Origin of the sequence: Kosakonia cowanii JCM 10956 = DSM 18146, from assembly GCF_001975225.1 — a bacterium.
GTDB classification, from domain to species: Bacteria; Pseudomonadota; Gammaproteobacteria; order Enterobacterales; family Enterobacteriaceae; genus Kosakonia; species Kosakonia cowanii.
Window position 1 is genome coordinate 4,057,440 of sequence record NZ_CP019445.1, and the last position, 24,688, is coordinate 4,082,127.

General features: G+C 54.2%; 25 protein-coding genes and 3 tRNA genes. 7 read left to right on the forward strand and 21 right to left on the reverse strand.

Translation table 11 applies throughout. The features are described from left to right. Nucleotides 1–4: 4 nt before the first annotated feature. The 8 genes from BWI95_RS19250 to flhD form a co-directional block, all read right to left on the reverse strand. On the reverse strand, nucleotides 5–544 hold the full coding sequence (locus tag BWI95_RS19250) for a Csu type fimbrial protein (RefSeq protein WP_429217064.1): 540 nt from the start codon (nucleotides 542–544) through the stop codon (nucleotides 5–7). Nucleotides 545–569: 25 nt separating this feature from the next. Continuing rightward, on the reverse strand, nucleotides 570–1,139 hold the full coding sequence (locus BWI95_RS19255; RefSeq protein ID WP_023480132.1) for a Csu type fimbrial protein: 570 nt from the start codon (nucleotides 1,137–1,139) through the stop codon (nucleotides 570–572). A gap of 383 nt (nucleotides 1,140–1,522) precedes the next feature. Next, nucleotides 1,523–2,026 carry a chemotaxis protein CheW gene (cheW, locus tag BWI95_RS19260; RefSeq protein WP_023480148.1) on the reverse strand — a complete coding sequence of 168 codons (504 nt, stop codon included), beginning with the start codon at nucleotides 2,024–2,026 and terminating at the stop codon, nucleotides 1,523–1,525. 22 nt (nucleotides 2,027–2,048) lie between these two features. Next, nucleotides 2,049–4,082 (reverse strand): chemotaxis protein CheA, encoded by a 2,034-nt coding sequence (gene cheA, locus BWI95_RS19265; protein WP_232374466.1) that lies wholly within the window; start codon nucleotides 4,080–4,082, stop codon nucleotides 2,049–2,051. A gap of 10 nt (nucleotides 4,083–4,092) precedes the next feature. Further along, the gene (motB, locus tag BWI95_RS19270; RefSeq protein WP_023480067.1) at nucleotides 4,093–5,052 is read right to left on the reverse strand and encodes a flagellar motor protein MotB; all 960 of its coding nucleotides are present in this window, start codon (nucleotides 5,050–5,052) and stop codon (nucleotides 4,093–4,095) included. Further along, nucleotides 5,049–5,936 carry a flagellar motor stator protein MotA gene (motA, locus tag BWI95_RS19275; RefSeq protein ID WP_076770069.1) on the reverse strand — a complete coding sequence of 296 codons (888 nt, stop codon included), beginning with the start codon at nucleotides 5,934–5,936 and terminating at the stop codon, nucleotides 5,049–5,051. Before motA ends, motB begins: the two co-directional genes overlap by 4 nt. A 127-nt stretch (nucleotides 5,937–6,063) precedes the next feature. Beyond that, nucleotides 6,064–6,642: a flagellar transcriptional regulator FlhC gene (flhC, locus tag BWI95_RS19280; RefSeq protein ID WP_042714166.1), complete on the reverse strand. Its 579-nt coding sequence runs from the start codon at nucleotides 6,640–6,642 to the stop codon at nucleotides 6,064–6,066. 2 nt (nucleotides 6,643–6,644) lie between these two features. Next, nucleotides 6,645–6,995 carry a flagellar transcriptional regulator FlhD gene (gene flhD / locus BWI95_RS19285; protein ID WP_023480187.1) on the reverse strand — a complete coding sequence of 117 codons (351 nt, stop codon included), beginning with the start codon at nucleotides 6,993–6,995 and terminating at the stop codon, nucleotides 6,645–6,647. A gap of 778 nt (nucleotides 6,996–7,773) precedes the next feature. Between flhD and uspC the strand changes: the two genes are divergently transcribed. Then, the gene (gene uspC / locus BWI95_RS19290) at nucleotides 7,774–8,199 is read left to right on the forward strand and encodes a universal stress protein UspC (protein WP_076770071.1); all 426 of its coding nucleotides are present in this window, start codon (nucleotides 7,774–7,776) and stop codon (nucleotides 8,197–8,199) included. A 42-nt stretch (nucleotides 8,200–8,241) separates the two neighbouring features. On the opposite strand, the gene otsA is transcribed toward uspC, so the two are convergent. The 8 genes from otsA to azuC all read right to left on the reverse strand — a co-directional run bounded on the left by otsA (nucleotide 8,242) and on the right by azuC (nucleotide 15,643). Then, nucleotides 8,242–9,666 carry an alpha,alpha-trehalose-phosphate synthase gene (gene otsA / locus BWI95_RS19295; RefSeq protein ID WP_076770072.1) on the reverse strand — a complete coding sequence of 475 codons (1,425 nt, stop codon included), beginning with the start codon at nucleotides 9,664–9,666 and terminating at the stop codon, nucleotides 8,242–8,244. After that, nucleotides 9,641–10,447: a trehalose-phosphatase gene (gene otsB / locus BWI95_RS19300; protein WP_054803255.1), complete on the reverse strand. Its 807-nt coding sequence runs from the start codon at nucleotides 10,445–10,447 to the stop codon at nucleotides 9,641–9,643. Before otsB ends, otsA begins: the two co-directional genes overlap by 26 nt. A gap of 186 nt (nucleotides 10,448–10,633) precedes the next feature. After that, on the reverse strand, nucleotides 10,634–11,617 hold the full coding sequence (gene araH / locus BWI95_RS19305; protein ID WP_023480059.1) for an L-arabinose ABC transporter permease AraH: 984 nt from the start codon (nucleotides 11,615–11,617) through the stop codon (nucleotides 10,634–10,636). A gap of 14 nt (nucleotides 11,618–11,631) precedes the next feature. Further along, the gene (araG, locus tag BWI95_RS19310; RefSeq protein ID WP_054803254.1) at nucleotides 11,632–13,146 is read right to left on the reverse strand and encodes an L-arabinose ABC transporter ATP-binding protein AraG; all 1,515 of its coding nucleotides are present in this window, start codon (nucleotides 13,144–13,146) and stop codon (nucleotides 11,632–11,634) included. 70 nt (nucleotides 13,147–13,216) lie between these two features. Then, a complete protein-coding gene (locus BWI95_RS19315) occupies nucleotides 13,217–14,197 on the reverse strand; it encodes an arabinose ABC transporter substrate-binding protein (protein ID WP_023480146.1) in 981 nt (326 codons plus the stop codon). 318 nt (nucleotides 14,198–14,515) lie between these two features. Continuing rightward, nucleotides 14,516–15,073: a DJ-1 family glyoxalase III gene (locus BWI95_RS19320; RefSeq protein WP_076770073.1), complete on the reverse strand. Its 558-nt coding sequence runs from the start codon at nucleotides 15,071–15,073 to the stop codon at nucleotides 14,516–14,518. A gap of 117 nt (nucleotides 15,074–15,190) precedes the next feature. Further along, entirely contained in the window at nucleotides 15,191–15,442 is a 252-nt protein-coding gene (locus BWI95_RS19325) for a DUF2766 family protein (protein WP_023480161.1), read from the reverse strand. A 117-nt stretch (nucleotides 15,443–15,559) separates the two neighbouring features. Beyond that, the gene (gene azuC, locus BWI95_RS23405) at nucleotides 15,560–15,643 is read right to left on the reverse strand and encodes a stress response protein AzuC (RefSeq protein ID WP_017458329.1); all 84 of its coding nucleotides are present in this window, start codon (nucleotides 15,641–15,643) and stop codon (nucleotides 15,560–15,562) included. A gap of 216 nt (nucleotides 15,644–15,859) precedes the next feature. On the opposite strand from azuC, the gene BWI95_RS19330 reads away from it, so the two are divergent. Further along, the gene (locus BWI95_RS19330) at nucleotides 15,860–17,281 is read left to right on the forward strand and encodes an MFS transporter (protein WP_076770074.1); all 1,422 of its coding nucleotides are present in this window, start codon (nucleotides 15,860–15,862) and stop codon (nucleotides 17,279–17,281) included. Nucleotides 17,282–17,388: 107 nt separating this feature from the next. Here BWI95_RS19330 and BWI95_RS19335 read toward each other — a convergent pair whose 3' ends face one another. Continuing rightward, nucleotides 17,389–18,027, reverse strand: coding sequence for an RpiB/LacA/LacB family sugar-phosphate isomerase (locus BWI95_RS19335; RefSeq protein WP_023480165.1), 639 nt, complete (start codon nucleotides 18,025–18,027; stop codon nucleotides 17,389–17,391). Nucleotides 18,028–18,266: 239 nt separating this feature from the next. On the opposite strand from BWI95_RS19335, the gene yecR reads away from it, so the two are divergent. The 5 genes from yecR (at nucleotide 18,267) to BWI95_RS19360 (ending at nucleotide 23,477) form a co-directional block, all read left to right on the forward strand. Further along, a complete protein-coding gene (gene yecR / locus BWI95_RS19340; protein WP_054803324.1) occupies nucleotides 18,267–18,599 on the forward strand; it encodes a YecR family lipoprotein in 333 nt (110 codons plus the stop codon). Between the two features lie 209 nt (nucleotides 18,600–18,808). Next, nucleotides 18,809–19,306 carry a non-heme ferritin gene (gene ftnA / locus BWI95_RS19345; protein WP_023480186.1) on the forward strand — a complete coding sequence of 166 codons (498 nt, stop codon included), beginning with the start codon at nucleotides 18,809–18,811 and terminating at the stop codon, nucleotides 19,304–19,306. 255 nt (nucleotides 19,307–19,561) lie between these two features. Continuing rightward, nucleotides 19,562–20,773, forward strand: coding sequence for a tyrosine transporter TyrP (gene tyrP / locus BWI95_RS19350; RefSeq protein ID WP_076770075.1), 1,212 nt, complete (start codon nucleotides 19,562–19,564; stop codon nucleotides 20,771–20,773). 423 nt (nucleotides 20,774–21,196) lie between these two features. After that, the gene (locus tag BWI95_RS19355) at nucleotides 21,197–22,591 is read left to right on the forward strand and encodes a bifunctional cytidylyltransferase/SDR family oxidoreductase (protein WP_076770076.1); all 1,395 of its coding nucleotides are present in this window, start codon (nucleotides 21,197–21,199) and stop codon (nucleotides 22,589–22,591) included. Beyond that, nucleotides 22,572–23,477: a LicD family protein gene (locus BWI95_RS19360; RefSeq protein ID WP_054803249.1), complete on the forward strand. Its 906-nt coding sequence runs from the start codon at nucleotides 22,572–22,574 to the stop codon at nucleotides 23,475–23,477. Before BWI95_RS19355 ends, BWI95_RS19360 begins: the two co-directional genes overlap by 20 nt. Before the next feature lie 155 nt (nucleotides 23,478–23,632). Here BWI95_RS19360 and BWI95_RS19365 read toward each other — a convergent pair. From BWI95_RS19365 to pgsA, 4 genes are all read right to left on the reverse strand, one after another. Next, a tRNA-Leu gene (locus BWI95_RS19365) sits at nucleotides 23,633–23,719 on the reverse strand. Between the two features lie 12 nt (nucleotides 23,720–23,731). Then, a tRNA-Cys gene (locus BWI95_RS19370) sits at nucleotides 23,732–23,805 on the reverse strand. Nucleotides 23,806–23,859: 54 nt separating this feature from the next. Further along, nucleotides 23,860–23,935 (reverse strand) — tRNA-Gly (locus tag BWI95_RS19375). 148 nt (nucleotides 23,936–24,083) lie between these two features. After that, the gene (gene pgsA, locus BWI95_RS19380) at nucleotides 24,084–24,632 is read right to left on the reverse strand and encodes a CDP-diacylglycerol--glycerol-3-phosphate 3-phosphatidyltransferase (protein ID WP_023480080.1); all 549 of its coding nucleotides are present in this window, start codon (nucleotides 24,630–24,632) and stop codon (nucleotides 24,084–24,086) included. Between the last annotated feature and the right edge of the window lie 56 nt (nucleotides 24,633–24,688).

Below are 24,688 nucleotides of genomic sequence, written 5' to 3' on the forward strand. Positions count from 1 at the left end.
CTTATCACCATGACAACGTCACGGTGAGTTGATCGCTGTAGGTTCCCGCCGGGCTGAAGCCGGTGAGCTGCGCTGCGCCAAAGATGGCGAGCGAAATATTATTGCTATCGGTGATGGTGACCGGAACCGGCTGGTTGACGCCGATTTCCGTATTGGGTGCCAGTGTGCTGCTGGTGTAGAGGCGGTACGGAACCCGCTCTACGCCGCCGCTGCGCTGCATATTGCGCACCGTCGAATAGTAGTTGCCGCCGCTGATACTCATGCTGAGCGCCACGCCGGGCGTACAACCGAGTGAAAGGGAGGCGTTAGGGACAAAAGCGCTGGTCACCTGCCCCTTTTCCACGCCCGAACGGGTGCCAAAATTGAGCGTGCCGAGCGCCGCGCCGCTGCCGGTGACCACGGCGCAACCAGGCGTAATCGTTGCGCCGACGGTAAAGGTTTGCGTCGTGACCGCCAGCGCAGCCGGTTGCGCCAGCATGCCCAGCACCACTCCTCCTGATAATGCGCGCAGCACTGCCCGGCCACCCTGCCGGACGGCGCGCACGCTCTCCCTTTTCATTGGCGGAGGACTAGTACGTGACGCTCACGTTAATCACGTCGGTGTAGGTACCCGGCACCACGGTGACGCTGTTGCCGCCGCCGGTGATACGGCCATAAAGGGTGTAGTTATCAACGCCGCCGGAAGTTGAGGCGCGAGGAATATTGGTGTTGTTGGCGATAACGTTACTGAAGCCGCTATCGCTGTAGAGGCTGTATGCCACGCCACGCGTGGTATCGGCGGTATTGACCAGATAACGAGCCGGTGTGCCCGGTGTACCGACGACGTTACCCGGCGCGGTGGAGTTGGTGTTGCCGGTAACCTGCACGGTGTAGTCGGTGGTGGTGCACTGCACCGTGAAGCTGTTGCCGCCGTTGGCGCCGGTCAGCTGCGTGGTGAGCTGGGAGAAGGTTGCCGGGTGGGTACCAAAATCGAGGGTACCGAAGTTGATACCGTTCTGGCTCGGCGAGCCGTTAATCAGACACCCATTCGTGAGGGTCAGTGTTGCGCCAATCGTCCCGCTACTGGTGACCGCCCAGGCACTTTGTCCGGCCACCATTAACGCGCCGCCAGCCAGTACACAAAGAAGTTTTCTGTTCATATGTCATCTCCAGCGTTCCCGCGCGCGCCGCATTGCCCAATCAATGGGACGGCCGGAAAAGAGTCAATAAAATCAGTCGAAAAAAGAGGTTTAACTGAAATTTAGATGAGGCGCTGAAAACCAACCACTTTATCCGGGCGATAAAATGTAACGGACAGGTAAGTATTTTTAATGAATTGCATCAGAGGGTTAATGGCAAAAGCGGGGGGGGGAAGTGCTGAAAATGTAACAAATATATGTCTGAATTTGTGATAAATATCACCATATATGATATCACCGCAAAATCATGCAGTTAGGAAGGTTGAATAGTCACTTAAGGGTAACTGAAGTGGGAAAGGCAGAGGGAAAAACGGGCGGGTGAAGGGCTTCACCCGCCTGATGCGTTATGCGACGTGGGTTGCCGCGATGTCCAGCAGCGCCATTTCGTCGCTGTTGAGCAGTTTTTCGATGTTTACCAGGATCAGCATACGGTCGCCCAGCGCGCCGAGGCCGGTCAGGTATTCGGTCGACAGGGTCACGGCGAATTCCGGTGCCGGGCGGATCTGGTCAGAGGCGAGTGACAGTACGTCGGAAACGCCGTCAACCACGATACCAACCACACGCTGACCAAGATTCAGCACGATCACCACGGTGTTTTCGTTATATTCCACTTCGCCCTGGCTGAACTTCACGCGCAGGTCGACGATGGGCACGATCACGCCGCGCAGGTTGGTGACGCCCTTGATGAAATCAGGGGTGTTGGCGATGCGGGTAACCTGATCATAGCCACGAATTTCCTGCACTTTGAGAATATCGATGCCGTACTCTTCATCGCCCAAAGTGAAGACCAGGAACTCCTGACCTGATGGCTCGCCCGCCAGTTTTGCTACATTACTCATACCGGTCATGTTTTATACCTTCTTAACTAAATCAGGCGGCTGTGTGCGCCATACGATGTTCACGATTCAATCCCTGCAGCGCTGAGACGTCCACAATCAGCGCGACGCTACCATCACCAAGGATGGTGGCGGCAGAAATCCCCGGCACTTTGCGATAGTTGCTCTCCAGGTTTTTCACCACAACCTGGTGCTGACCAATCAGCTGATCGACCAGCAGCGCATAGCGACGACCTGCGCTCTGCAGAATGACAACAATTCCCTGCGTGGCTTCGGTTTTTGCCCCAGCCACGTCAAACACTTTCCACAACTCAACCAGCGGCAGGTATTCGCCACGTACTTCCAGTACGCGCTCGCCGCCCGCCAGCGGATGCAGATCTTCTTCGCGCGGCTGCAACGACTCCATAACGGCGTTGAGCGGCAGGATAAAGACTTCGTTATTCACTTTTACTGACATGCCGTCGAGGATTGCCAGCGTCAGCGGCAGCAGGATACGGATAGTGGTACCGGTGCCCTGCTTCGATTTGATCTCAACGTGGCCGCCCATCTCCTGGATGTTACGTTTCACCACGTCCATGCCCACGCCGCGGCCGGAGACGTCCGTTACCTGCTCTGCGGTAGAGAAGCCCGGAGCAAAGATCAGCATGCCAACTTCTTCATCGGTCATGCTTTCGCTCACGGCCATGCCCTGAGAAAGCGCTTTGGCAAGGATACGGTCACGGTTAAGGCCGGCACCATCATCGGTCACTTCGATGCAGATGTTGCCGCCCTGATGCTCTGCGGAGAGGATCAGGTTACCAATCGGCGATTTGCCCGCTTCAACGCGTTTTTCCGGCGTTTCGATACCGTGGTCGAGGCTGTTACGCACCAGGTGCGTTAACGGATCGATAATACGTTCGATCAGGCTCTTATCGAGTTCGGTCGAGCTACCCTGCAGGGTCAGTTCTACCTGTTTATCCAGCTTGGTGGCCAGGTCGCGAACCAGACGCGGGAAGCGGCTGAAGACATACTCCATCGGCATCATACGAATCGACATTACCGATTCCTGCAGATCGCGGGCGTTACGCTGCAGCTGGCTCATGCTGGTGATCAGATCGCCATGGGTCACCGGATCCAGCTCGTTGGAGCGCTGGGCCAGCATTGACTGGGTGATCACCAGTTCGCCGACCAGGTTAATCAACTGGTCAACCTTCTCAACCGCTACGCGGATACTGGTGGACTCACTGGCGGCGCGCGCCGGTTTTTCACGTCCGGCAGGCTGCGGCTCTTTAGCTACCGCTTTCAGTACCGGTGCAGCAGCTGCCTGCACGGCAGGAACAGCGGCTTCGGCCTCTTCTTCTGGCGCAGCGTCGGCGACGGCTTCAACGGCGGCTGGCGCAGCGGCTTTCTCAAAAGCAATTTGATCTGCTTCGATAACAAAGCAGAGCACCGCAATAATGTCATCTTCACCGAGACCGCCATCGATGGTGGCGCTGAGGCTATTACTGCCTTTGACCACATCGCTCAGCGTACCGAGGTTACCAAGCTCCTCTTCCAGTAGGGCAACTTCGCTCTCTTTCAGGCGCGACAGCACGACGCGCAATTTGCCGTCGTTCGCCGCAGCCGGGGCAGCGTCGACAGCCTGCGCGGTGCTTTCAACAACAGAGAGCTTCGCGCTGCCGGCAGCCGGAGCGGCTTCGCCTTTCGCTTCCAGCGCCAGCTGGCGCAGAGCGTTGCAGATATATTCGAAGCTGGCAGCATCCGGCTCTTGCGAGCTTTTATAGGCGTCGAGCTGTTCTTGCATAATATCTTTGGTTTCCAAAAACAGGTTGATAATGTCGGTGTTAAGCTGCATTTCGCCACGCCGTGCCTCATCCAGCAGGTTCTCCATCAGGTGCGTGGTTTCCTGCAGAATGGTAAAGCCAAACGTTCCCGCACCACCTTTAATAGAGTGAGCGGCGCGGAAGATGGCGTTGAGCTGTTCTGAATCGGGTGCTTCCGGCACCAGGTCCAATAAATGTTGTTCCATATCGGCCAACAGTTCGTCGGCCTCATCAAAGAATGTCTGGTAAAAATCACTAATATCCATGCTCACGCTATCACCTCGGATTGGCTTGTGGCGATGTGGGAACTGCTACCGGAGACGCAGGGGCTGGCGCGGGGGCTGCCGGCTCTGCGGGCTCAGGCTGTGTAATGGCGCTTATTGGCGCACTTTGACTCTCGGCGTTCTCATGCAGAATGGCCGCTTCTGCCTGTTTGTTGAGCACCAGGAGACTTATTCGGCGGTTGATGGCTTCATCAGGTCCGCGGTTGACCAGGCGCATGGTGGCGGCCATGCCGACAACACGCATTACCTTGCCATCATCCAGCCCACCGGCAACCAGCTCGCGGCGCGATGAGTTTGCACGATCGGCTGAGAGCTCCCAGTTGCTGTACCCTTTGTCGCCGTTGGCGTACGGGGCATCATCGGTATGACCGGAAAGACTCACTTTATTCGGGATGCCGTTAAGCACCGGGGCAATCGCCCGTAAAATATCGCGCATGTAAGGCTCGACTTCCGCGCTGCCGGTTTTAAACATCGGCCGGTTCTGGCTGTCGATAATCTGGATGCGCAGCCCTTCCTGTACGAGATCGATCTTCAGATGCGGGCGCAGGGCGCGCAGCTTCGGATCCGCTTCGATCAACTGGTCCAGATCGCCGCGCAGTTTGCTCAGGCGCGACTGCTCCATGCGTCGTTTCAAATCATCAATATTCGGCTGTTTTTGCACTTCGCCTTGTTGCTGTGTGTAGTCATCGCCACCGCCCGGAATGGGGCTATCGCTATTCGAAATACGCGGCCCACCGGTGACCGCTGTTGCCAGCGGCGTGCGGAAATACTCCGCAATCTGAATCAACTCTTTCGGGCTGGAGATGGAGATCAGCCACATCACAAGGAAGAACGCCATCATCGCCGTCATAAAGTCGGCATAGGCGATTTTCCACGAGCCATGACCGCCGCCACCATGGCCTTTATGTTTTTTACGTTTAACTACGACGATAGGATGGGCCTGATTTTTCATGCGTCCTCGGTTGTCGTCTGTTGGTTAGGGTTGCGGACAGCACGTACGTGCTCATCCAGCTCGACAAACGATGGACGCTCGCTTGAGTAAAGCGTTTTACGACCAAACTCGACCGCGATCGGCGGTGCATAACCGTTCAGGTTCGACAGCAGCGTGATCTTGACGCACTGCATCATCTTGGCGGTTTCCGCACTTTTCTGGCGCAGCACGCTTGCCAGCGGCGAGATAAAACCGTACGCCAGCAGGATGCCGAGGAACGTCCCCACCATCGCGTGGGCAATCAGTGCGCCCAGCTCTGCCGCCGGACGATCCGCCGAGGCGAGTGCGTGAACCACGCCCATTACCGCCGCAACGATACCGAATGCCGGAAGCGAATCGCCGATCGCCGCGAGGGCGTTGGCAGGCACTTCTGCTTCGCTCTCGTGGGTCTCGATCTCTTCATCCATCAGCGCTTCGATTTCGAAGGTGTTCATGTTGCCGCTGATGATGAGACGCAGGTAATCGACAATAAACTCGAGCATGGTGGCGTCGGCCAGAATGCGCGGGTAGCTGGCGAAAATCTCGCTCTCTTTCGGGTTCTCGATATCTCTTTCGAGGGAGAACATCCCCTGCTGACGTGATTTCGCCATCAGGCGATAGAGCAGCGCCAGCAGGTCCATATACATACTTTTGGTGTACTTAGAGCGGCGAAACAGCAGCGGCAACGCTTTCATTGTGCCTTTGATGGCTTTGCCGTTGTTGCCCACAATGAATGCACCCACACCCGCCCCGCCGATAATAATCAGTTCAGAGGGTTGATACAGTGCCCCAAGGTGACCGCCGGTCATCATATAACCGCCTAAGACTGCACCAACTACTATCAGGTAACCTAATACGATAAGCACGACATCATCCTTCTGCTAATGACTAAGGCTTAAGAGAAACATTTCGGAGGGTTTTCACGAATGGCGGGCAAAAAAAAGCAGCGGCATTAAAGCACCGCTGCTGGAGTTTTGATTCCACCTGATTCGGTTAAACAGCCTGATCGATCTGTTCTTCCAGCAGTTGTGGAATAATATCGGCAGCTTCCGGCGAAAGTTTACGTCTTTTTACCGCGCGAGACGGCGGCTGGCATAAACTGCAGGCAAAGCTACCAACGGGCTGATGAGCATGGGTAACAAAGTTACCGCTGCAGCAGTTACAGCGCGACAACTCCAGCATTCCGCTTTCCACGAAACGGACCAGCGTCCAGGCGCGAGTCAGCGCCAGCAGCGGGCCTTCATCAGAATGAGGGCACTGTTCGAGGTAGAGTCGGTAAGCTTTAATGACTGCGTCAACGCCGCTGCACAGACCGGTTTTTAACAGAAACTGCCAGGCGTTGCAGAACATCGACGCGTGGATGTTTTGTTCCCAGGTCATAAACCAGTCGGTGGAGAATGGCAGCATGCCTTTCGGCGGCGGGCTACCACGCAACTCTTTATAGAGTTTGATAAGACGACCGCGGCTAAGCTGCGTCTCACTCTCCAGCATCTGTAAACGCGCACCCAGCGTAATCAGTTCCATTGCTAACTGAATGTCGCGTGCTTCCTGAACAATGCTTTTCTCACTCATAATTAAGCCCTTTTCTTCCTGGCCGCGTCGCCGTTTTTAGATGATTCGTTGAGCAGGCGGGTTGAAAGCAAAATTCCGGTATGGACTTGCTGCAAGTCATCCACACGCGATTCCTGGGTCAGACGAGTGATGGTCTGATGATTGTCAAAACGGAACTGACAAATAAGCTGATTGGTTTCAGCCAGCTTCACCATTTGTGGCAGGGTTAATTCACCCAGCGTGTTTGCCATCTCTTCATTAATCCCTAAACGGAACATGGCGGAGGCTTTGTCCTGGCTAATCAGACGCTGAGCAAGGAGTAAATATGACAGATTGATATCGTAAACGTGTTTCAGCAACTCGGATGTATGCATTTTTCCCATCCAGAATAACCAACTTGAATCTTATGCGGCTAAGCCGCACCCCGTGATGTCGCCGGGAAAAAACCCGGTATAAAAAAGAAAGGCTAAATGCATAACTGACTCAGGATCTCGCAAGCAAGGCGCTTCGTTGAGATGTTAATGCCTTGCTGCTCTCTTAATCATTTCTTACAAAGAACTAAGATTTTTCCTAATTCGACGCAACTGTACTCGTAGGTGCTGAGACATACAATCTGAACAGAGCGGGAATTTGAAATTTTTGTGATCCACGTCACATAATTTACGTGATTATTGATCAGAAATCTATCAGTCTCGCTTGTGATTTGATGTTTTATTACTCGATTGAACCCTTTTTTATTCCACTAGCACGAATACTGATGCAGTACCAGGGGCTAAAAACCGCGACTGGTCAGAGGTATGACGTGCTGGAATGGCTCGATTCAGCAAAACGTATCTATTGCAGACACATAAATAAATATACTTAAAAAACAACAAGTTAAGATTTTAGCGCGGCTAATTAGTTGACTTAAGTAACCATTTCATTTTCGTTAATGAGCCTGATGATCAGCGGAGGAATTTAGCGATATATTCTTTAAATTTCAGTTAGGTATTCAATTTTGGTTAACTTGCTTATTATATGTACGCTCTGTTACGTAAGAATAATTAATGAATATTTATGATTGCCTTCACATAGCAGCAATGTTTGTGGCTTGCACTGGAGCGTGAAACAGAGTAATGGTGAGAAAAACTGGAATACCCCGTGGAGAACGCAATGGCCTACGCGCATCTTCTGGTTGCGGTAGCAATGACACCCGAAAGTCGTCAGCTGCTCGCCAAAGCGATTGATATTGCTCGCCCTTCTCACGCCCGCATCACCTTAATTACCCTTGCCGCCGACCCTGAACTCTATAATCAGCTTGCTGCACCGATGATGGAGAGTGTCCGAACTCTGTTGCAGGAAGAATTGCAACAGTTTCTTAACGAACTTGTAACCAGTGCACATTATCCGATTGAACAGACGCTTATCGCCACGGGCGAATTATGTGAGCATATATCGCATGTCTGCCGTACGAAGGGTGTCGATCTGGTGATATGCGGCAACCATAACCAGACCTTTTTCTCGCGCGCGGCCTGTTCGGCGAAGAGTATTGTGAAGACGAGCGAAGTGGATGTGCTGCTGGTGTCACTGGAAGGATAAAAAAAACGCTCCCGATTTTGCGGGAGCGTTCTGTTTTACGGCTTAAGCCAGTTTCGGGAAGGTCGCCACTTTGTTTTGTAGCTCGCTCTGCGCGCTACGTGGCGAGATTTGCTTTAGGTCGCTGATAAACCTCTCCTGCCAGTGGTCGATATCATTCTCCTGAATGATCTTCAGCATCTCCGCATGGCGCGAAATACGCTCTGCCAGCGGCATGCGCAGCGCACGGTCAAGCGCCGCAGCCACATCGTCACGATCGTAAGGGTTGACCAGCAACGCGGAGGTCAGCTCGTTCGCCGCACCGGCAAACTGCGACAGCACCAGCACACCCGGGTTTTCCGGATCCTGCGCCGCCACATACTCTTTCGCTACCAGGTTCATCCCGTCACGCAATGGCGTCACCAGACCCACTTCGGCATAGCGGAAGACCTTCATCAGCACTTTGCGATCGAAATGCTGGTTGAGGTAGTAGAGCGGCGTCCAGCCAAGCTGACCATATTTACCGTTAATGCGCCCCGCTTCCGTCTCCAGCTGGTGACGAATATCCTGATAAGCCTGCACTTCGCCGCGTGAGGTCGGCGCAATCTGCGTATAGCGGATTTTGCCGTGGTGCTCGGGGAACTTCTCCAGCAGCGTCTCATAGGCGAGGAAACGCTCAGGCAACCCTTTGGAGTAGTCCAGACGCTCAACGGAGAAGATATTCTTCACATTCTTCAACTCGGCTTTCAGCTGCGCAAGCTTAGGCGGCAGCGGGCCGGATGCTTGCTGAGCGATCTCATTCGGCTCAATACCGATTGGGTAGACTTCGGTACGGAAATTTCTGCCCCACGCCATGTGCTCTTTACTGTTACGCGTGCTGAGGCGCGTCTGCATCGACACGCTGTCGAGGAACGCGGTGCGGTCGCTCTCAGTCTGGAAGCCGAGCAGATCATAATCGCACAGTTGCTCCAGCAGCTCCGCATGTGGCGGCAGCGCGTTGAAGATCTCCGGCGTCGGGAAAGGAATGTGCAGGAAGAAGCCAATCTGATTTTTCACGCCGCGTTTACGCAGCTCGCTGGCAAACGGCAGCAGGTGATAGTCGTGGATCCAGAGAATGTCATCCTCTTTCAGCAGCGGCACCAGCTTATCAGCCAGTAAGGCGTTCACTTCCTGATAGCCATCCCACGCTTCGCGCTGGAATTTCACCAGGTCGAGACGGTAGTGGAAAGCGGGCCACAGCACGGCGTTAGAGAACTGATTGTAATACTGCTCGTGATGCTCTTCGCTGAGGTTGAAGGAGACCCAGGTAATGTTCCCTTTGCTCACCTCTTTCAACGGTTGATCTTCATCGCCGATTTCGCCGCTCCAGCCAAACCAGACGCCGCCTGCGGCTTTCAGTGCGCCCAAAATACCGACTGCCAGTCCGCCAGCACTGGCTTTTTTATCATCAGGCGGTGCAATTCGATTAGATACTACGACTAAGCGACTCATAGCCATCTCTCCTGTTTGTTAGCGCCTTTTCTTCTTGTTTTTGATACTCGGACATACGTTCCAACCAGTGATGAACATCCCGGACATCGTTCAGCCGCCACTGTGCGTGGGTTTCGCCTGAACCGACTTTAATCGAGATACCGCCCAGTTTATTGACGGTTTCAAAACCATGTTCATCAGTAAGATCGTCACCAAGAAACACCGGTTTCCTGCCGGTGAAGGGCGGCGTGCGCAGAAAGGCTTCAATGGCCGCGCCCTTATGAATGTCTGATGGTTTCAGCTCAACCACACATTTGCCTGGCTGCATGGCAAGTTGCGGGAAGGTGTCAACCATCTGTTGTGCCAGGGCAAAGACCGCGTCTTCATGCTGCGGTGCCTGGCGATAGTGCAGTGCGAATGCCATCCCTTTGGTTTCCAGCACGACGCCGTCAAGCGACGCCAGCCCTTGCCGAAGCGCCTGCTCCAGCGGAATAAGCACCTCTTTCGGTAATGTCACCCGTTCAGTTTGACCTGAGATATCGCGCCGCTCTGCGCCGTGAACACCGGCAAGCGGGAAACGATACGGTTTAACGAGCTCATCAAGCTCGCTAATGGAGCGCCCTGAAATCAACGCCAGCGCGCCGTTATTCATCTCTGCAAGCAATGAAAGTCTGGTCAGCACCTGTTCCGGAATGAAAACATCATCCGGGCGCGGTTTAATATCAGCGAGGGTGCCATCCAAATCGAAAAAAAAGGCAAAATCACCGGAAAAGAGAGGCGGTTTTGATAACGCGTCGTCCACCCTTGTTTCCTCCTTACAGTCATCGTGTGAGCCGTTATTAATCTACGGCCCCATTATCATTAGCCATGTAAGTATAGACAGTGTGACGCTGCTCGCCATTTTAACAATGAAAGACCAGCCGCATTAGCGGCTGGTTAAAGGGGGAATTACACTGAAAGGTTGTGTCGATAATTTAAGCAGTTAGCATCATACTGTGCGCTTTGCTTTCTGCTTGTAACGGTCGAAGATCACTGCTGCCAGCAGGATCAGACCGCGTACGACGTACTGAGAGAAGGGGGAGATATTCAGCAGGTTCATGGCGTTTTCGACGGTGCCAAGAATCAGAATACCTGCCACTACATACGAGATTTTTCCTATGCCGCCCTTAAGCGAAACTCCACCCAATACGCAGGCCGAGATGACAATCAGCTCATAACCGATAGAGGTCATTGGCTGTCCGCTGGTCATGCGCGAAGCGAGAATAATCCCCGCCGCAGCCGAGACCAGCCCGGAAAGCACAAAGATGATAATTTTGGTGCGTACCACCGGCACACCCGCCAGCCGCGCCGCCTCTTCATTACCGCCAATCGCCAGCGTGTTGCGGCCAAAGGTGGTGCGGTTAAGCAGGAAGCCGAAGATAATCAGGCAGCCAACCGTCAGCCAGATTGGCGCAGGCAAGCCCAGCCAGTTTGCGTAGCCAAGCTCGAAGAAGCGCTCATCTTCGATGCCGACCGCTTTACCGTCAGAGATGATATAAGCCAGCCCACGCACAATCTGCATGGTCGCAAGGGTTGTGATCAGGGCGTTGATCTTTAAGCGGGCAATGACGAAGCCGTTAATAAAGCCGCTGACCACACCGAGCAGCAGACCAGCGGCGACGCCAATCCACAAGCTTTCGCTGAGGTTAATCACCACCGCCGTGGTCACACCGGCGCAGGCAATCACCGAGGCGACCGAGAGATCGAAATCGCCGGAGGCGAGGCAGAAGAGCATGCCGCAGGCGACCATTCCGGACATCGAGATCGCCAGCCCCAGCCCCTTCATATTGACGAAGGAGGCGAAGTTCGGCACAAATACCGCGCAGCCGATAAACAGCACCGCGAAAACCACCAGCATGCCAAACTGATCCCAGATTCGCCCGACGCTAAAGGGCGACTTTTTCGGCGCGCGGGCCGTTGTTAAAGATGACATCGTATTCTCCTCACTCAGGCGACCGCCTGGCTCACTTTTGGCATAGCCAGGCTCAACACCTGCTGTTCATCACTCTGTCCGTGTAGCACCTCACCGGCAATCTCCCCTTCGCGCATCACCACGATGCGGTCGGCAACGCCGAGCACTTCGGGCAAGTCGCTTGAAGCAAAGAGCACCGCGACGCCACGCGCGGCCAGCGCGTATATCACGTTATAGATCTCATGCTTGGCACCCACATCAATACCGCGCGTCGGCTCATCAAGCAGGATCACTTTCATCTCCTCCGACAGCCAGCGACCGAGGATCGCCTTCTGCTGGTTGCCGCCGGAGAGATTCATAATCAGCTGTTCGGCGCCGGGGGTTTTGATATTGAGCGCGCGAATATGGTGCGCGGCGTTCTCGCTCTCCCAGCCATCGTTAATCAGGCAGCCTGCGCGGATGTATTTGCGCCGGGCGCTGATATTGATGTTCTCCTGCACCGAGTGCACCGGGATAATCCCTTCGGCTTTACGATCTTCCGGGCAGAGCATCATCCCTGCGCGAATGGCGTGGGCCGGTTTCTGGATGTTGATCGCTTCGCCATCGATAAAGACCTGCCCTTCGGTGATCTTCGTCCCGCCGAACAGCCCTTTCATCAGCTCGCTGCGTCCGGCACCGACCAGACCGAAGAGGCCGACGATTTCGCCGCTGCGCACGTTTAAGCTGATGGGCGTGCGTACGCCCGGCGCTTTCACCTGCTCCAGGCGCAGACGCTCTTCGCCACAGGGGCGCGGCTGCCAGCCGTAGATATCGCCAAGCTCGCGCCCAACCATTGCCTGCACCAGCTGATCGTGGTTTACCTGCTGCATATCGCTAAAGGTGCGCACGTAGCGGCCATCTTTAAAGACGGTAATGGCATCGCTGAGGGCAAAAATCTCCTCCATACGGTGGGAAACATAGAGGATCACCCTGCCCTCTTTGCGCAGTTCGCGGATCACGCGGAACAGGTTGTCGATTTCACGTGCCGAAAGGGAACTGGTCGGTTCGTCAAAGGCGATCACTTTGGCGTTGCGCGCCAGCGCTTTGGCAATCTCCACCATCTGCCATTGACCGATAGAGAGATACTTAAGTGGCGTCTGGGGATCGATATCCAGCCCCAGATGCTGTAATTGCAGGCCCGCTTCGTAGTTGAGCAGCGAGCGGTTCACAATGCCGCCTTTTTGCGGCAGTTGACCAAGGTAGATATTTTCCGCGACGGTCATCTCCGGCACCAGGTGCAGCTCCTGATAGATGATCGCCACACCGGCATTCAGCGCCGCAGTGGTGTCGCTAAACACCACCTCTTCGCCTTTGATCGCCAGCGTGCCGCCGGTGGGCGCGTAGTTACCGCTAAGGATTTTTAGCAGGGTGGATTTCCCCGCGCCATTTTCGCCCATCAGCGCGTGCACCTGCCCGGCATAACAGTCAAAGGTGATATCGCTCAGCGCTTTGACGCCGGGAAAGGTTTTGCTGATGCCGCGAAACGAGAGATAGGGAGTGGAGTGTTGCATAACGTCTCCGTGAAGCAGTTGAGGGTACGACAGGCTCCCCGTTTGCACGGGGAGCGCAACCGACAGAGCCTTACAGTCCTTTCTTCGCCAGCTCTTCTTTGAAATTATCGCGGGTGATCAGCACCACATCGGTCACCGCAGTGAACTTCGGCGGCTCAACGCCTTTGGTCACCCAGTTGTAGAGCAGCTCGCTGGTTTTGTAGCCATGTACGTCCGGGCTTGGCAGCAGAGAGCCATAGAAGCCGGTGGCCTGCCCTTTCGACAGCTCGCTCACCGCATCGACACCGTTAATACCGATGCCAATCACATCTGCCGCTTTAAAGCCCTGGCCTTCGGTGGCGCGCACGCCGCCCAGCACGGTGTTATCGTTCATACCGAGCACCAGCCAGTGTTTCACTTCCGGGTGCTGTACCAGCAGGGAGTTACCGGCATCGAATGCGCCGGGGATATCGTTAGATTTGGTCGGCACCTGGTAGATCTGTTTTTCCGGGAAGCCCGCTTTTTTCAGCGCGTCCATGGAGCCGGAGGTACGACGACGAGCGGTGTCGAGTTCGTTCGCAGTAATTGCCATCACGCCGGTCTCTTTCACATCCCAGCCGCGTTTTTGCATCTCTTTATAAAGCTCTTCGCCCTGGCGCGCGCCGATTTCGCTGGCTGCCATCATCACCAGCGGAACGGTGTCCATCGGCTTGCCTTTGGCGTTGACGAACTGGTCATCGACAGCAATCACTTTCATGTCGTAACCGCGTGCTTTCGCCATGATAGCGGAGCCCAGTTTCGGATCCGGCGTACAGATGACAAATCCTTTCGCGCCGCTGGCCGCCAGGCTATCAATGGCATTCAGCGTTTTTTCGCCATCCGGGACGGCGATTTTAATCACCTCGAAACCTAACTCTTTGCCCGCTTTGTCAGCGAATTTCCACTCAGTCTGGAACCAGGGTTCTTCCGGCTGTTTAACCAGAAACCCGAGCTTCATGGTTTCAGCGATAGCGGATTGTGACATAACGGCAGCCAGGCCGATGGCCGCCAACGCTTTAGTGAATTTGTGCATGGTAAACTCCGGCTTAAACACGCTTTTATGTAGGGAACAGAAATAATTGCTATTGTTAAAAGTTCAAAAAACAAGGCATTAGCGCCCATGCATCAGATGGACATCTGTGCTGGAAATAGTTTTAGCGGGAAATTGATTCTCCATAGGAGAGCGGCATCACACGGCTGAATTACAGTAATTCCGTACATAAATTCAGCGGATTTAGCCATAAAGTCAGCGGCTTTTGTCAGACAAATCGCAAGGGTGAAAGCAGGATAATCCATAACGTCAGCCAGCTTATCCTTGTACCCGACCGCAGGGCGCGGCCGGGCGAAACGATTACCAGCGGTAGTAGATGTGATCGGCGTGATCGCGAACGGGCTTTTCGTCGCCCAACAGGCGCGCTGCGAGGGTGAAAGCGAAGTCAAAAGCGTGTCCCAGCCCTTTGCCGCTGATCAGGTTGCCATCCTCAACGACGGGCGCATCGACATACTCACCGTCGCGCACCTGTTGATAGAGATCGCCGGAGCAAACATACCGACGCCCGTTCAGCAGATTATTGCCGCCCAGCACGCGCGCAGCGGCGGAGCAGATGGGGCAGATCAGTTTCCCTGCCGCATCGTGGGCTTTAATAAATTGCACGACGTCGCTACTGGCCGAGAGGTTGACACTGCCCTGCGGCCCGCCGGGCAGGACGATGGCGTCGAACAGCATCTCTTGCCGCTCGGACAAGGTGCTGTCTGCCACCATGGGAATGGCGTGATAGCTGACCACCGCGCGGGAATCCGCGCAGGCCAGCGTCTCTACTTCAATCTCTAAGCGGCGCAAAATATCAATGGTGATAATCGCTTCCGCTTCTTCAAAACCCGGCGCTAACAATACCGCCACTTTTTTCATGACCGACTCCTTGCCGTTGAGGTCAGGTGAAACAGATGGCTTTATTGTTGATCAAAACAGCGTTTCAAAATCCTCGCTGCGTCACAGACCCGCTGCCGGGATTCGATAAAGTGCGCGTTAGTGCGCTTCGCCCTGCGGGGTGAACTTCAGTTCAATCAGCGCAATGGCTTTTTGAATCGCCCGGCGCGTCACCGGATCGGCGGCGGCAGGATGGGTCGAGAAGTCGATGGTTTTAAGCTGGTTAGCCATTTTTTCACGCACTTCAACCGGCGCGATAACGTCAATCACATCCAGGATCTGTTTGATGACCAGCTGGCAGGCGACAACGTCAGAGACCAGCTCCTGGTCGGCGGGGGTATTTTGCGACATGGGAAGCTCCTTATTGAAAGGGCGCCATAGTAGCGGGAAACGGCGGGCAAGAGTAGTTTTGGGCGCGGCCGCGTTGCGCAGAGACAAAAAAACCTGCCGCAGCAGGTTTTTTTATTCTCAGAACATTGCGCCAGGCGGTACGTCTTTGAACGTCTTACAATAGGTTTCGAACATATGCTTCAGAATTTTACGCAGTTTCATTATTCACTCCGGCAAATAGTCAGGCAGGTGTTGAGCCTTAATGGGCGACATAATATGACGCCCGTCACAAAAATCAATCCATCTGCGATCGAAATCACGTTTCAAAAATCGAAAATGGCGTAGTTTTATTGGCAATCTGATGACAAATCCGGCAGTTAGCGCGCTAAAAATAGTTTTAGCTTCTTCAATTATTTTTTTGTGGATGGCAGAGCCTTAATGACCGACAGTTCCCCTGCGCAAACGCGAGGCGCGGTTTCTCCCGCTGCATTACTGGTGGCGGGCGCCTTCTTTATGGAGTTTATTGATGGCACGGTGATCGCCACCGCGCTGCCGGATATGGCAAAAACCTTCGGCGTCGAAGCGGTGGCGCTCAATATCGGCATCAGCGCCTATCTGATCACCCTTGCCGTGCTAATCCCCGCCAGCGGCTGGATCGCCGATCGCTTCGGCGCGCGCACCATCTTTACCCTGGCGCTGGCCATCTTCACCTTCGCCTCGGTGCTGTGCGGCCTCTCCACGAGTGTCGAGATGTTTGTGGCGATGCGCATTTTGCAGGGGATGGGGGGCGCGCTGATGGTGCCGGTCGGGCGGCTGGCGGTGCTGCGTACAACGCCGAAACATCAACTCATTACTGCTATCGCCACACTCACCTGGCCGGCGCTGGTGGCACCGATTATCGGCCCGCCGCTCGGCGGGTTTATTACCCACTACGCCGACTGGCGCTGGATCTTCTTTATTAATGTGCCCCTCGGCCTGCTGGGGATGGCGCTGGCGCTGCGCATTATTCCCAACATCCGCGAAGAGGAGCGCCGCCCCTTCGACTTAACCGGCTTTCTCACCACCAGCATCGCGATGGTGAGCCTGGTTTACGCAATGGAAGCGCTCGGTTCGCAACACCCGCAGGGTGGATTGACGCTGACACTGCTGATGCTTGGCGCGGTGATGTTTGCCTTTACGCTGCGCCATTTTCGCCGCCATGCGTGGCCGATGATCCGCCTCGACGCGATGCAGGTGCCGACCTTTCGCGTCACCATGTATGGCGGTTCGCTGTTTCGCGCCTCGATCAGCGCGGTGCCGTTTCTGCTGCCGCTGCTGTTTCAGGTCGGGTTTGGGATGGATCCCTTCCACGCCGGGCTGCTGGTGCTGGCGGTGTTTGCCGGGAATTTATCCATTAAACCGGCGACAACGCCGCTTATCCGCTGGCTCGGCTTTCGTAAGCTGCTGTTGATTAACGGCGCGCTAAATGTGATTGCGCTGCTGGCCTGCGCCTTCCTCACCGCCGATACCCCGGTCTGGCTGGTGTTTATCATCCTCTATCTTGGTGGCGTTTTTCGCTCGGTGCAGTTTACCGGCGTCAGTACGCTGGCCTTTGCCGATGTGCCTGGCGCGCAGATGAGCTATGCCAATACGCTGTTTAGCACGGCGACACAGCTGGCGGTGGGTCTTGGCATTACGCTTGGCGCGATTGGCATTCGAATTGGCGAGCATATCAGCGGCTGGTTAGGGATCGCCGCGATGGAAGGGATCAGTTTCCGGCTGGCGTTTGTCTTTATTGCGTTGATCTGTCTGGTGGGAATGATTGATACGCTGCGTTTGACGAAGGATGCCGGTAGCGCGGTGTCGCAGAAAAGTCGTTAAACAGCAATGCCGGATGGCGGCTTACGCCTTATCCGGCCTACGGGTGCGATGCAGAAATTTGCTCCCCGTAGGCCTGATAAGCGTAGCGCCATCAGGCAAAGGAGTTATCAGGCCAGCACTTCACGTACGAAGGCTTCGATCTCTTTATTCTGGCAGTTCTCAAAGAAGCACTGCTGGAAACGCTCGCCGGAGACGGCGGTTTTCACCAGCTCGCGATCGATGGCGCGCAGCGTATCGAGATAGTTCTCTTTCACCACCGCTGCTTTTACCTGGTTCAGAATGCCAGCGTTACGCACCTGCGGCTCTTTACGCTCCGGCGGATAGCCTTCCCCGTTGCGTCCGGTAAAGGCTTTCTCAAAGATAAAGCGCACGTTCAGTTCAGCGCCCCAGCCAAAGCCTTTAGCAAACGGCAGCGCCAGCGCGTTACCGTTGTTGATCTGCGCGAACAGGAACGCATCGGCCGGATCGATACAGTAACCGCAGACCACGCCCGGATGGATGTTCAGCGACATCAGCGCGCCCTGCCCGGTGCCGCAGCCGGTCACCACGAAATCCACCGCTTTAGAGTTGAGCAGAATGCTGGCCATAATACCGAGGTGGATATAGGTCAGATGATGGTCATTTTCGTCGCTCATGCCAACGTTATACACCGGGAAATCTTTCTCATCGGCTACGGTTTTCAGCTCTTTGAGAATGATGGCGTTTTTCGCCGCCTGGCTGTTTTCCATCATCAGTGCAATTTTCATTTTCATCTCCTGTAGACGTGCTTCGGATAGCAAAGGTTACCTAAACCTTACTACCTCACAAACATACTTTCAAATTTAGTGAAAAATGGTTTTAAAAATCAAAAGGCGCCTCACAGTTTTGAGCGGCCCGCTTGAGCCGTCCTGATTAGTAGAGGGTGTTCGGGGGGTTATTCCGTCGATTGCCGCACAAAGGGGGCGATTAAGATGAGAAGATGCAAAAAATGAAGCAGAGCAACGTCATGAAGAGAGTCCTTATTGCCGCCACGCTGTTACTCCTTGCCGGGTGCACCATCACCAAAGAAGCAGAAGTGAGCAGCGTGGACACCACCAGCGGTGTGGTACGTCTGAGCTTTAATCAGCAGATGATGCAGACCGCGCGTTATGATGAGTACGTCGCGCAGGGCACCGCCAACAAACAGTGCCAGCAGTTGGGCTATGCCACCGCCGTGGCATTTGGCCAGCCAGTGCAGACCTGTAGTTTGATCAGCGGTTCAGGCTGCATGAACACCAAAATCACCATTCAATATCAGTGTCGCGGTATCGCTATCGATCCCAACCGCGCGGCCTGGTAAATTCTTAAGCCAGCCATTAGCGCTGGCTTTTTCTTTTATTAATAATAAAAACAATTCTCATTCATTTAAATATTACCCCGGCAATGCGTGTTATTCGCATTCTCTTTATTAATCAAACGTTTTATTATTTTACCTTTTGCAAATAATTAAATAACAAATTATAGTGGCGGCACTTTCCCCTGTTATATTTTTAATTCCGGAGCCGTGCGATGTTAAAAGCAGAGATGATTGAAAAACTCAACGAACAGATGAATCTGGAACTCTTCTCCTCCCTGCTCTATCAACAGATGAGCGCATGGTGCAGCTATCACAGTTTTGAAGGTGCTGCCGCGTTTCTGCGCCGCCACGCTCAGGAAGAGATGACCCATATGCAGCGCCTGTTCGACTACCTGACGGACACCGGCAGCCTGCCGCGCATCGCGAATATTGCCTCACCGGTTGCTGAGTACGCTTCCCTTGATGAACTGTTCCGCGCGACCTACGAACATGAACAGCATATTACGCAAAAAATTAATGAGCTGGCGCACGTTGCAATGATGTCGCAGGATTATCCGACCTTTAATTTCCTGCAGTGGTATGTTGCCGAGCAGCATGAAGAAGAGAAACTCTTTAAATCGGTAATTGATAAATTAACGTTGGCGGGTAAAAGTGGTGAAGGCCTCTACTTTATTGATAAAGAGCTGGCGACCCTCGACGCACAAAATTAATAACAAAGGCGGTTCAGTTAATTCTGTACCGCCTTTTTCTTCTGCTCCAGAACATTTCTCTCTGTCTATCCCCCCTGCTGCAACACACTGCCTGATTCCGCACTCAACACCCCCGGTGATAGCTCCTTCTCGTTCGCCTGATGAGCCGTAAACAAAAGATTACAGCAGATGTAACGGTCATTTGACGAAACGGTGGAATTATCTTACTCTGCGCCGCGTATTGCGTGTGCAGTGAGTTAAGTGATAGAGGAAAGTGTGAAAAATCGGGCACTTGGAAGTGTATTTATTGTCGCTGGCACCACCATTGGTGCGGGTATGCTGGCGATGCCGCTGGCAGCGGCGGGCGTAGGGTTTGCAACCACGCTGGGGCTGCTTTTCATCTTATGGGCAGTGATGTGTTATACCGCCCTGCTGCTGCTTGAGGTCTATCAGCATGTTCCGGCTGAAACCGGGCTCGGCACACTGGCGCAGCGCTATCTGGGTCGTTACGGGCAGTTGATCACCGGCTTCAGCATGATGTTTCTGATGTATGCGCTAACGGCTGCCTATATCAGCGGTGCTGGTGAATTGCTCGCTTCAAGTATCAGTGAGTGGTTCAACGTTTCGCTCTCCTCAAGCGCAGGCGTGTTGATCTTTACACTGGTCGCTGGCGGCGTGGTCTGCATCGGCACCTCACTGGTCGATCTCTTTAACCGTTTTCTCTTCAGCGCCAAAATCCTCTTTTTAGTGATCATGCTGGCGCTGTTAATGCCGCACGTACACCAGGCGAACCTGCTGACTATGCCGCTGGAAAAAGGGCTGGCGCTCTCAGCCCTGCCGGTGATTTTCACCTCGTTTGGTTTTCACGGCAGCGTGCCGAGCATCGTCAGCTATATGGGCGGCAACATTCGCCAACTGCGCAAAGTGTTTATCACCGGTAGCGCCATTCCGCTGGTGGCTTATATCTTCTGGCAGCTGGCGACGCTTGGCAGCATCGACTCCCATACTTTTATCGGCCTGCTTGCCAGCCAGTCAGGGCTTAATGGCTTGTTGCTGGCGCTGCGCGATGTCGTCGCCTCTGCGCATGTTGAGCTGGCGATCCACCTCTTCGCCGATCTGGCGCTGGCCACCTCATTCCTCGGCGTTTCGCTGGGTTTGTTCGATTACCTGGCCGATCTCTTTAGCCGCCATAATAGTGTCTGCGGCCGTTTGCAAACCGGCATCATTACCTTCCTGCCGCCGCTGGCGTTTGCCCTCTTCTACCCGCGCGGTTTTGTGATGGCACTCGGTTATGCAGGCGTTGCGCTTGCGGTATTAGCCCTGCTGCTGCCATCGATGCTGGCGTGGCAGAGCCGCAAACACCATCCGCAAAGTGGCTATCGCGTGCTGGGCGGGAAACCGGCGCTGTGCCTGATCTTTGCCTGTGGTGTCGCCATTATTACTATTCAGTTTTTGATTGTGGCAGGATGGTTGCCGCAGGTTGGCTAAGGCCAGCTTTACGTACGCACTTAATGGTGCGTGCGTCCCCTTTCGCGAGCAATGAGTATTGTGCAGTGCTGCCATTGTCTATTTACAGCAATATTTCCTTTTTCACGTCCTGCTATATGCTCACCGCATTATCATTCAATCGCCGGAATAAGACGGTAAAGATAGGGTAATTCATATTCTCCGTGATTTTTATTTTTAAAAAACATTGTTTTTCAAAGAGATAAAATAAAACATCAATTTTTTGATATTTATCACACCAGTAACATTCACTAGATCTATATTGCATCATCCCGTTACAATTCATCGATTCTTATTTTTTATTACCTTATCTGAATCTCTGATGGCAGGGCCACCCGCTCATCCGTTCGTCGACACGCCATGTCATGTGGCTGAATGCTTATCGCCAGAATTAGAGGACGCCGTATGAGCGATCTACAACATCCCCCCATAAAAACGATTGCCGTCATTTTAGCCGGTGGACGCGGCTTGCGTTTCGGCGGTGAGGTTCCCAAACAGTTTGTTAAACTGGCCGGACGTATGGTGATTGAATATACGGTTGAGGTATTCGAACAGTGTGACGCGGTGGATCACATTATCATCGTAGTGCCTGCCGGTTATCAGGACACCCTTTGGGAAGTGACCATGCGTAATGACTGGCGCAAAGTGATGAAGATTGTCGAAGGTGGGCGCGATCGCGCCGACTCTACCGCATCAGCACTGGCGGCCCTGACAGAGTTTAGCGCAGACGCTAAAGTGCTTACGCACGATGCCGCTCGCCCTTTGCTTGACCAACCTACGCTAGCGCGCTTCTTATCTGCCCTGGATGAGTACGCCGCGGTTGATGTGGTGATCCCAGCCAGCGATACGATTGTCGAAGTTAACGATCGCCAGCAGATAGCGGATATTCCCGATCGTAGCCGTCTTCGCCGTGGTCAAACGCCGCAAGGCTTTCATCTCGGTGTGCTGCGCGAAGCTTACCAGCGCGTCATCGCACGAGGATTTGTTGGCGTTACGTGTGATTGTGGCGTAGTGCGCCGCGAAATGCCTGAAGTCGCCATTGGTACCGTTCTCGGCGATGCCGCTAATATCAAAATCACCGATAGCATCGATCTCTTTTTTGCGGAGAAACTGCTGCAATTACGCACTACCCAGGCGGTGCAGGATGAGAGCACTCTGAGCCAGCTTGAGGGCAAAGTCGTGGTAGTGATTGGTGCCAGTTCCGGTATCGGTGCTGCGGTAGCCGATCTTGCTCAGCGCTATGGCGCCCGTGTGTATGGGGCCAGCCGTACTCTGGATGGCCTGGATATCACTCAGCAAAACCAGGTTCACGATCTGCTGGCCACCGTTGCGGCGCAGGAAGGAAAGATAGACGCTGTTATTAATACTGCCGCGCTGCTGATCAAAAAACCCTTAACGCACCTCAGCGCCGTAGAAATAGGGCAAGTTATTGCCACTAACCTCACTGCGGCAATTACGCTTTCTCAGGAAGCCTACCCATGGTTACGGGCGACCCAAGGCTGCCTGATTAATTTCGCGTCCAGCTCCTACACCCGTGGACGCGCCTTTTATGCTGTTTACAGTGCGACCAAAGCCGCGATTGTTAATATGACGCAGGCGCTGGCGGAAGAGTGGGCCGCTGAACATGTACGGGTGCTTTGCATCAACCCGGAACGGACCATGACCCCAATGCGCATGCGTAACTTTGGCGCTGAACCGCCGGAAACCCTGTTGGATCCCGAAACCGTGGCGCGTGCGACGCTGCAGGCTATGTGTTCCTCTCTTACCGGAGCTGTGTTTGATGTACGACGTAAAAACTGATCCCGCCGGCGAAGCAGCAGAAGCCGCCTATTTCGTCGCTGGCGTACCCATCGAAGATATACAGCGTCAGGCGTGTGCCGTGCTGGTTTCATTAACCGATTTCTTTGAACAGCACGGGATCCGTTATTGGTTAGTCGGCGGTACACTGCTCGGGGCGCTTCGCCATGGCGGTTTTATACCCTGGGACGATGATATCGATATCGTGGTCGCGCGGCCTGACTACGAGCGTTTATTGACTCTGCTTGACAGCTTACCCGACTCATTACGACCTATTCATCCGCAGAATTGCCCGACCACGCCCTTCCCTTTTCTTGTGGTGACCCACGCGCAATCTCATCTGGTGATGGATTATAAAAAGCCATTCGATCGCGGAATTGGTATAGATGTATTCCCTCTGGACGCTATTCCCGCGCCGGGCTGGCGCCGGCAGCTACTCTTTCGCGCGGTTCGCCTGATGCGATCGCTGTCGATGAATAAGCAGCAAGGCTTTTATCCGCGACCGTTGAACGGCAACGTGCAGTTACGCTTTGCCCTTCTTTCGGCGTTGAGCAATATCCTCTCGGCCCGCACTATTTTTACCCTCTATGACAAAATCGTAGGTCACGGTGATGTCGATTCAAGCGAGTGGGTGGGGAATCTGTACGGCGTCTATGGCGAACGAGAGGTGGTGAAACGTGAAATTTTTGGCAGCAAAGAGGTGCGTGCCACCTTTGCGGCGCATGCCTTGCGGGTGCCGGCGCAACCAGAGCGTTATTTAGAGAATATCTATGGCGACTATATGAAGCTGCCGCCGCTGGAAAAACGCAATACAGAACACCGTATCAACTTTGTGGCGATTGGCGATGACAAGCCAGCGTCCCCATCACGCTTACCCTCGCAGCCATAACTGTTGCGCATGAAACCGGAAGCCTGATTGCGGGCTTCCTCTGTTGCAGAAATCTGAGATTACCCTTCCCGTCAGCAAATTTCAGGCACAAAAAAACCACCTTTCGGTGGTTTCACGACACTGCTTATTGCTTTGATTATTCTGCTTTTTCCCCATGGTACCCGGAGCGGGACTTGAACCCGCACAGCGCGAACGCCGAGGGATTTTAAATCCCTTGTGTCTACCGATTCCACCATCCGGGCTCGGGAAGAAATTGGAGGCGCGTTCCGGAGTCGAACCGGACTAGACGGATTTGCAATCCGCTACATAACCGCTTTGCTAACGCGCCAAAATCCTTCAGGCTTTTCAGCCAGCACCCGCTGTAACAGCCGATGCGTAAAACTGGAGCGGGAAACGAGACTCGAACTCGCGACCCCGACCTTGGCAAGGTCGTGCTCTACCAACTGAGCTATTCCCGCGTCATCAGGCGTGTTGTAATCGCTTGATTTTATTATCTTCTGGCAAGCTGTGCCGCCTTCCGATGCGTTGCATTCTACTTACCTGACGCAATGAGTCAACGATATTTTTCAAAAGCACGATCGTTTGCTGAAATTTGCGACGAAACGATCACGGTTCGAGCAGATCGCCGCGCGCAGCGTTGAGATACTGCAGCATCGACCACAGCGTCAGCACCGCGGCGACAAAGAAGAGCGCAATACCGGCATACTCCACCCACTGGTTCGGTCGCCACAGCAGCCACACCAGCGCCACCATCTGTGCCGTGGTTTTGACTTTACCGATCCATGAGACCGCCACACGGCTACGCTTGCCCATCTCTGCCATCCACTCGCGCAGGGCGGAGATGATAATTTCACGGGCGATCATTGTTGCCGCAGGCAGCGTCACCCACCAGCTGTGATAGTGCTCCGCCACCAGCACCATTGCGATCCCGACCAGTACCTTATCGGCCACCGGATCGAGAAAGGCCCCAAAGCGCGTGCTCTGGTTCCAGCGACGCGCCAGATAACCATCAAACCAGTCGGTTACCGCCGCGCAGCAAAAAATAAGGGCGCAGACAAACGGCGCCCAGTTGAACGGCAGATAGAACGCCAGAACGAAAAACGGGATCAGGATGACGCGAAAAAGGGTGAGCAACGTAGGAATATTGAATCGCATGTTGGCGTTAACTGTCTGTTGTCCGTAAAATTTCGCTCTATGTTGCTACAGAGCCC

What these genes read in the sequence shown, in the direction of transcription:
- BWI95_RS19320 (WP_076770073.1), bottom strand. Translation starts at nt 15,073, where the DNA reads ATGAAAAAAGTGGCGGTATTGTTAGCGCCGGGTTTTGAAGAAGCGGAA.
- azuC (WP_017458329.1), bottom strand. Translation starts at nt 15,643, where the DNA reads ATGAAACTGCGTAAAATTCTGAAGCATATGTTCGAAACCTATTGTAAG.
- BWI95_RS19330 (WP_076770074.1), top strand. Translation starts at nt 15,860, where the DNA reads ATGACCGACAGTTCCCCTGCGCAAACGCGAGGCGCGGTTTCTCCCGCT.
- BWI95_RS19325 (WP_023480161.1), bottom strand. Translation starts at nt 15,442, where the DNA reads ATGTCGCAAAATACCCCCGCCGACCAGGAGCTGGTCTCTGACGTTGTC.
- BWI95_RS19335 (WP_023480165.1), bottom strand. Translation starts at nt 18,027, where the DNA reads ATGAAAATTGCACTGATGATGGAAAACAGCCAGGCGGCGAAAAACGCC.
- BWI95_RS19360 (WP_054803249.1), top strand. Translation starts at nt 22,572, where the DNA reads ATGTACGACGTAAAAACTGATCCCGCCGGCGAAGCAGCAGAAGCCGCC.
- otsA (WP_076770072.1), bottom strand. Translation starts at nt 9,666, where the DNA reads ATGAGTCGCTTAGTCGTAGTATCTAATCGAATTGCACCGCCTGATGAT.
- uspC (WP_076770071.1), top strand. Translation starts at nt 7,774, where the DNA reads ATGGCCTACGCGCATCTTCTGGTTGCGGTAGCAATGACACCCGAAAGT.
- cheW (WP_023480148.1), bottom strand. Translation starts at nt 2,026, where the DNA reads ATGACCGGTATGAGTAATGTAGCAAAACTGGCGGGCGAGCCATCAGGT.
- ftnA (WP_023480186.1), top strand. Translation starts at nt 18,809, where the DNA reads ATGTTAAAAGCAGAGATGATTGAAAAACTCAACGAACAGATGAATCTG.
- flhD (WP_023480187.1), bottom strand. Translation starts at nt 6,995, where the DNA reads ATGCATACATCCGAGTTGCTGAAACACGTTTACGATATCAATCTGTCA.
- flhC (WP_042714166.1), bottom strand. Translation starts at nt 6,642, where the DNA reads ATGAGTGAGAAAAGCATTGTTCAGGAAGCACGCGACATTCAGTTAGCA.
- BWI95_RS19255 (WP_023480132.1), bottom strand. Translation starts at nt 1,139, where the DNA reads ATGAACAGAAAACTTCTTTGTGTACTGGCTGGCGGCGCGTTAATGGTG.
- cheA (WP_232374466.1), bottom strand. Translation starts at nt 4,082, where the DNA reads ATGGATATTAGTGATTTTTACCAGACATTCTTTGATGAGGCCGACGAA.
- pgsA (WP_023480080.1), bottom strand. Translation starts at nt 24,632, where the DNA reads ATGCGATTCAATATTCCTACGTTGCTCACCCTTTTTCGCGTCATCCTG.
- BWI95_RS19355 (WP_076770076.1), top strand. Translation starts at nt 21,197, where the DNA reads ATGAGCGATCTACAACATCCCCCCATAAAAACGATTGCCGTCATTTTA.
- BWI95_RS19315 (WP_023480146.1), bottom strand. Translation starts at nt 14,197, where the DNA reads ATGCACAAATTCACTAAAGCGTTGGCGGCCATCGGCCTGGCTGCCGTT.
- yecR (WP_054803324.1), top strand. Translation starts at nt 18,267, where the DNA reads ATGAAGAGAGTCCTTATTGCCGCCACGCTGTTACTCCTTGCCGGGTGC.
- motB (WP_023480067.1), bottom strand. Translation starts at nt 5,052, where the DNA reads ATGAAAAATCAGGCCCATCCTATCGTCGTAGTTAAACGTAAAAAACAT.
- araH (WP_023480059.1), bottom strand. Translation starts at nt 11,617, where the DNA reads ATGTCATCTTTAACAACGGCCCGCGCGCCGAAAAAGTCGCCCTTTAGC.
- araG (WP_054803254.1), bottom strand. Translation starts at nt 13,146, where the DNA reads ATGCAACACTCCACTCCCTATCTCTCGTTTCGCGGCATCAGCAAAACC.